This is a genomic window from Acinetobacter sedimenti, assembly GCF_022601685.1.
GTDB lineage: Bacteria > Pseudomonadota > Gammaproteobacteria > Pseudomonadales > Moraxellaceae > Acinetobacter > Acinetobacter sedimenti.
Genome location: NZ_JAKUML010000027.1, coordinates 1 through 5,394, shown reverse-complemented (window position 1 = coordinate 5,394; position 5,394 = coordinate 1). Strand labels below are relative to the sequence as shown.

Here is a 5,394-nt window from a genome sequence, read left to right as displayed (position 1 = left end):
CTCGAAGTTTATTTGAGCGAATTTTTAGTCAGTAAGATTAATGAGCCAGAATTGTGACCTTAAGTCACTGAATGATATTAAACTGAAGAGTTTGATCATGGCTCAGATTGAACGCTGGCGGCAGGCTTAACACATGCAAGTCGAGCGGGGAAATATAGCTTGCTATATGACCTAGCGGCGGACGGGTGAGTAATGCTTAGGAATCTGCCTATTAGTGGGGGACAACATTTCGAAAGGGATGCTAATACCGCATACGCCCTACGGGGGAAAGCAGGGGATCTTCGGACCTTGCGCTAATAGATGAGCCTAAGTCGGATTAGCTAGTTGGTGGGGTAAAGGCCTACCAAGGCGACGATCTGTAGCGGGTCTGAGAGGATGATCCGCCACACTGGGACTGAGACACGGCCCAGACTCCTACGGGAGGCAGCAGTGGGGAATATTGGACAATGGGGGGAACCCTGATCCAGCCATGCCGCGTGTGTGAAGAAGGCCTTTTGGTTGTAAAGCACTTTAAGCGAGGAGGAGGCTTACCAAGCTAATATCTTGGATAAGTGGACGTTACTCGCAGAATAAGCACCGGCTAACTCTGTGCCAGCAGCCGCGGTAATACAGAGGGTGCGAGCGTTAATCGGATTTACTGGGCGTAAAGCGTGCGTAGGCGGCTGATTAAGTCGGATGTGAAATCCCTGAGCTTAACTTAGGAATTGCATTCGATACTGGTCAGCTAGAGTATGGGAGAGGATGGTAGAATTCCAGGTGTAGCGGTGAAATGCGTAGAGATCTGGAGGAATACCGATGGCGAAGGCAGCCATCTGGCCTAATACTGACGCTGAGGTACGAAAGCATGGGGAGCAAACAGGATTAGATACCCTGGTAGTCCATGCCGTAAACGATGTCTACTAGCCGTTGGGGTCTTTGAGACTTTAGTGGCGCAGCTAACGCGATAAGTAGACCGCCTGGGGAGTACGGTCGCAAGACTAAAACTCAAATGAATTGACGGGGGCCCGCACAAGCGGTGGAGCATGTGGTTTAATTCGATGCAACGCGAAGAACCTTACCTGGTCTTGACATAGTAGAAACTTTCCAGAGATGGATTGGTGCCTTCGGGAATCTACATACAGGTGCTGCATGGCTGTCGTCAGCTCGTGTCGTGAGATGTTGGGTTAAGTCCCGCAACGAGCGCAACCCTTTTCCTTATTTGCCAGCACTTTGGGTGGGAACTTTAAGGATACTGCCAGTGACAAACTGGAGGAAGGCGGGGACGACGTCAAGTCATCATGGCCCTTACGACCAGGGCTACACACGTGCTACAATGGTTGGTACAAAGGGTTGCTACACAGCGATGTGATGCTAATCTCAAAAAGCCAATCGTAGTCCGGATTGGAGTCTGCAACTCGACTCCATGAAGTCGGAATCGCTAGTAATCGCGGATCAGAATGCCGCGGTGAATACGTTCCCGGGCCTTGTACACACCGCCCGTCACACCATGGGAGTTTGTTGCACCAGAAGTAGGTAGTCTAACCGTAAGGAGGACGCTTACCACGGTGTGGCCGATGACTGGGGTGAAGTCGTAACAAGGTAGCCGTAGGGGAACCTGCGGCTGGATCACCTCCTTAACGAAAGATGGATTGATTGGTAAGAATCCACAACAAGTTGTTCTTCTAGATATCGATGGGTCTGTAGCTCAGTTGGTTAGAGCACACGCTTGATAAGCGTGGGGTCACAAGTTCAAGTCTTGTCAGACCCACCAAACTGGTGAGAAACAGTGAGTCGGTATTGCATAATGATATAGCTGGGGACTTAGCTTAGTTGGTAGAGCGCCTGCTTTGCACGCAGGAGGTCAGGAGTTCGACTCTCCTAGTCTCCACCACGCACCTACGGTGTGAGGCTGAGTAGCTAATAAGTTATAGAATTTAACTAATTTGAATAAAGTTATTTAAGTTCTGTGATTTAAATATCATAGTATTAGCTGGTATCGACGAGATATTAGTTATTCATTAACAGTAGAAATTGAGTCTGAAATAAATTGTTTTACTCAAATCTATTCCTAGAATAGATATTGAGAACTAGCAAATTAAACTGAATCAAGCGTTTTGGTATATGAATTGATTACTGTTATACGACCTTTTGGGGTTGTATAGTCAAGTAATTAAGTGCATGTGGTGGATGCCTTGGCAGTCAGAGGCGAAGAAAGACGTGATAGCCTGCGAAAAGCTCCGGGGAGGCGGCAAATATCCTTTGATCCGGAGATGTCTGAATGGGGGAACCCACTTATCATAAGATAGGTATTACACACTGAATACATAGGTGTGTAAGGCGAACGAGGGGAAGTGAAACATCTCAGTACCCTTAGGAAAAGAAATCAATTGAGATTCCGTTAGTAGCGGCGAGCGAATGCGGAAGAGCCCATTAAGTTCGTTATGTTTTAGTGGAATGCTTTGGGAAGAGCAACCATAGTAGGTGATAGTCCTGTACACGAAAGGGCATAACGAATGAATTGAGTAAGGCGAGGCACGTGAAACCTTGTCTGAATATGGGGGGACCATCCTCCAAGGCTAAATACTCCTGACTGACCGATAGTGAACCAGTACCGTGAGGGAAAGGCGAAAAGAACCCCTGTGAGGGGAGTGAAATAGATCCTGAAACCGCATGCATACAAGCAGTAGGAGCACCTTCGTGGTGTGACTGCGTACCTTTTGTATAATGGGTCAGCGACTTATATTCAGTAGCGAGGTTAACCGTATAGGGGAGCCGTAGAGAAATCGAGTCTTAATAGGGCGTATAGTTGCTGGGTATAGACCCGAAACCGGGTGATCTATCCATGAGCAGGTTGAAGGTTGGGTAACACTAACTGGAGGACCGAACCCACTGTCGTTGAAAAGCCAGGGGATGACTTGTGGATAGGGGTGAAAGGCTAATCAAACTCGGTGATAGCTGGTTCTCCCCGAAAGCTATTTAGGTAGCGCCTCGGACGAATACCATATGGGGTAGAGCACTGTTTCGGCTAGGGGGTCATCCCGACTTACCAAACCGATGCAAACTCCGAATACATATGAGTACTATCCGGGAGACAGACTGCGGGTGCTAACGTCCGTAGTCAAGAGGAAAACAATCCAGACCGCCAGCTAAGGCCCCAAAATCATAGTTAAGTGGGAAACGATGTGGGAAGGCATAGACAGCTAGGAGGTTGGCTTAGAAGCAGCCACCCTTTAAAGAAAGCGTAATAGCTCACTAGTCGAGTCGGCCTGCGCGGAAGATGTAACGGGGCTAAAACTATGTGCCGAAGCTGCGGATTTACGCTTATGCGTAAGTGGTAGGGGAGCGTTCTGTAAGCCGATGAAGGTGTGTTGAGAAGCATGCTGGAGGTATCAGAAGTGCGAATGCTGACGTGAGTAACGACAAAACGGGTGAAAAACCCGTTCGCTGAAAGACCAAGGGTTCCAGTCCAACGTTAATCGGGGCTGGGTGAGTCGACCCCTAAGGCGAGGCCGAGAGGCGTAGTCGATGGGAAATTGGTTAATATTCCAATACTTCTGTTTAATGCGATGAGAGGACGGAGAAGGTTAAGTCAGCCTGGCGTTGGTTGTCCAGGTGGAAGACTGTAGGTATGTATCTTAGGCAAATCCGGGGTACTTTATACTGAGAGTCGATAGCAAGCCGTACTTGTACGGTGAAGTGGCTGATACCCTGCTTCCAGGAAAAGTCTCTAAGCTTCAGTTAAACAGGAATCGTACCCGAAACCGACACAGGTGGTCAGGTCGAGTAGACCAAAGCGCTTGAGAGAACTCTGCTGAAGGAACTAGGCAAAATGGTACCGTAACTTCGGGAGAAGGTACGCTGCTTTTGGTGATGGAACTTGCTTCCTGAGCTGAGAGCAGCCACAGAAACCAGGCCGCTGCAACTGTTTATTAAAAACATAGCACTCTGCAAACACGAAAGTGGACGTATAGGGTGTGATGCCTGCCCGGTGCTGGAAGGTTAATTGATGGGGTTAGCGTAAGCGAAGCTCTTGATCGAAGCCCCAGTAAACGGCGGCCGTAACTATAACGGTCCTAAGGTAGCGAAATTCCTTGTCGGGTAAGTTCCGACCTGCACGAATGGCATAATGATGGCGGCGCTGTCTCCAGCAGAGGCTCAGTGAAATCGAAATCGCTGTGAAGATGCAGTGTACCCGCGGCTAGACGGAAAGACCCCGTGAACCTTTACTACAGCTTGACATTGAACTTTGATCTTACTTGTGTAGGATAGGTGGGAGGCTATGAAATGTGGACGCCAGTTCACATGGAGCCATCCTTGAAATACCACCCTGGTAATATTGAGGTTCTAACTCTGTCCCGTGATCCGGGACGAGGACCATGTCTGGTGGGTAGTTTGACTGGGGCGGTCTCCTCCTAAAGAGTAACGGAGGAGTACGAAGGTGCGCTCAGCGTGGTCGGAAATCACGCGTAGAGTATAAAGGCAAAAGCGCGCTTAACTGCGAGACCCACAAGTCGAGCAGGTACGAAAGTAGGTCTTAGTGATCCGGTGGTTCTGTATGGAAGGGCCATCGCTCAACGGATAAAAGGTACTCTGGGGATAACAGGCTGATACCGCCCAAGAGTTCATATCGACGGCGGTGTTTGGCACCTCGATGTCGGCTCATCTCATCCTGGGGCTGAAGCAGGTCCCAAGGGTATGGCTGTTCGCCATTTAAAGAGGTACGCGAGCTGGGTTTAGAACGTCGTGAGACAGTTCGGTCCCTATCTACCGTGGGCGCTGGAAATTTGAGAGGATCTGCTCCTAGTACGAGAGGACCAGAGTGGACGAACCTCTGGTGTACCGGTTGTGACGCCAGTCGCATCGCCGGGTAGCTATGTTCGGAAGGGATAACCGCTGAAAGCATCTAAGCGGGAAGCCTACCTCAAGATAAGATTTCCCTAGGACTTTATGTCCTCTAAAGAGCCGTTCGAGACTAGGACGTTGATAGGTTGGATGTGGAAGCACGGTGACGTGTGAAGCTGACCAATACTAATTGCTCGTGAGGCTTGACTATACAACACCCAAGCGGTTGTTGAATATGCAAGAATCGATTCATACCAATGACATAATCGTCATAAATAACTTGATTCAGAACGAATTGCTAAATTACAATGCACGACTCAATTAACCTACTGTTAATCACTCATTTGACCAAAGCATGGCAAGCGAAGTACATAACAAAGTACACAGCGAATAAGACCAAAGCATAGTCATAACAGTTTGCTGGCGACAATAGCAAGTGTGAACCACCTGATCCCTTCCCGAACTCAGAAGTGAAACCACTTAGCGCTGATGGTAGTGTGGGGTTACCCATGTGAGAGTAAGTCATCGCCAGCTTTTAATTTCAAAACCCCCCACCAAAAGGTGGGGGGTTTT

The 5,394-nt window shown here is 48.8% G+C and carries 2 tRNA genes and 3 rRNA genes; all 5 read left to right on the top strand.

The window, feature by feature from the left end:
• Positions 1 to 79: 79 nt before the first annotated feature.
• The 5 genes from MKI79_RS11645 (at position 80) to rrf (ending at position 5,355) form a co-directional block, all read left to right on the top strand.
• Positions 80 to 1,616: ribosomal RNA gene (locus MKI79_RS11645) — 16S ribosomal RNA — on the top strand.
• A 57-nt stretch (positions 1,617 to 1,673) separates the two neighbouring features.
• Positions 1,674 to 1,750, top strand: a tRNA-Ile gene (locus tag MKI79_RS11640).
• 44 nt (positions 1,751 to 1,794) lie between these two features.
• A tRNA-Ala gene (locus MKI79_RS11635) sits at positions 1,795 to 1,870 on the top strand.
• Positions 1,871 to 2,139: 269 nt separating this feature from the next.
• A 23S ribosomal RNA gene (locus MKI79_RS11630) occupies positions 2,140 to 5,032 on the top strand.
• Positions 5,033 to 5,240: 208 nt separating this feature from the next.
• Positions 5,241 to 5,355 (top strand): 5S ribosomal RNA (rrf, locus tag MKI79_RS11625).
• The 16S, 23S and 5S rRNA genes sit together here with 2 tRNA genes alongside, the layout of an rRNA operon.
• The last annotated feature ends 39 nt before the right edge of the window (positions 5,356 to 5,394 follow it).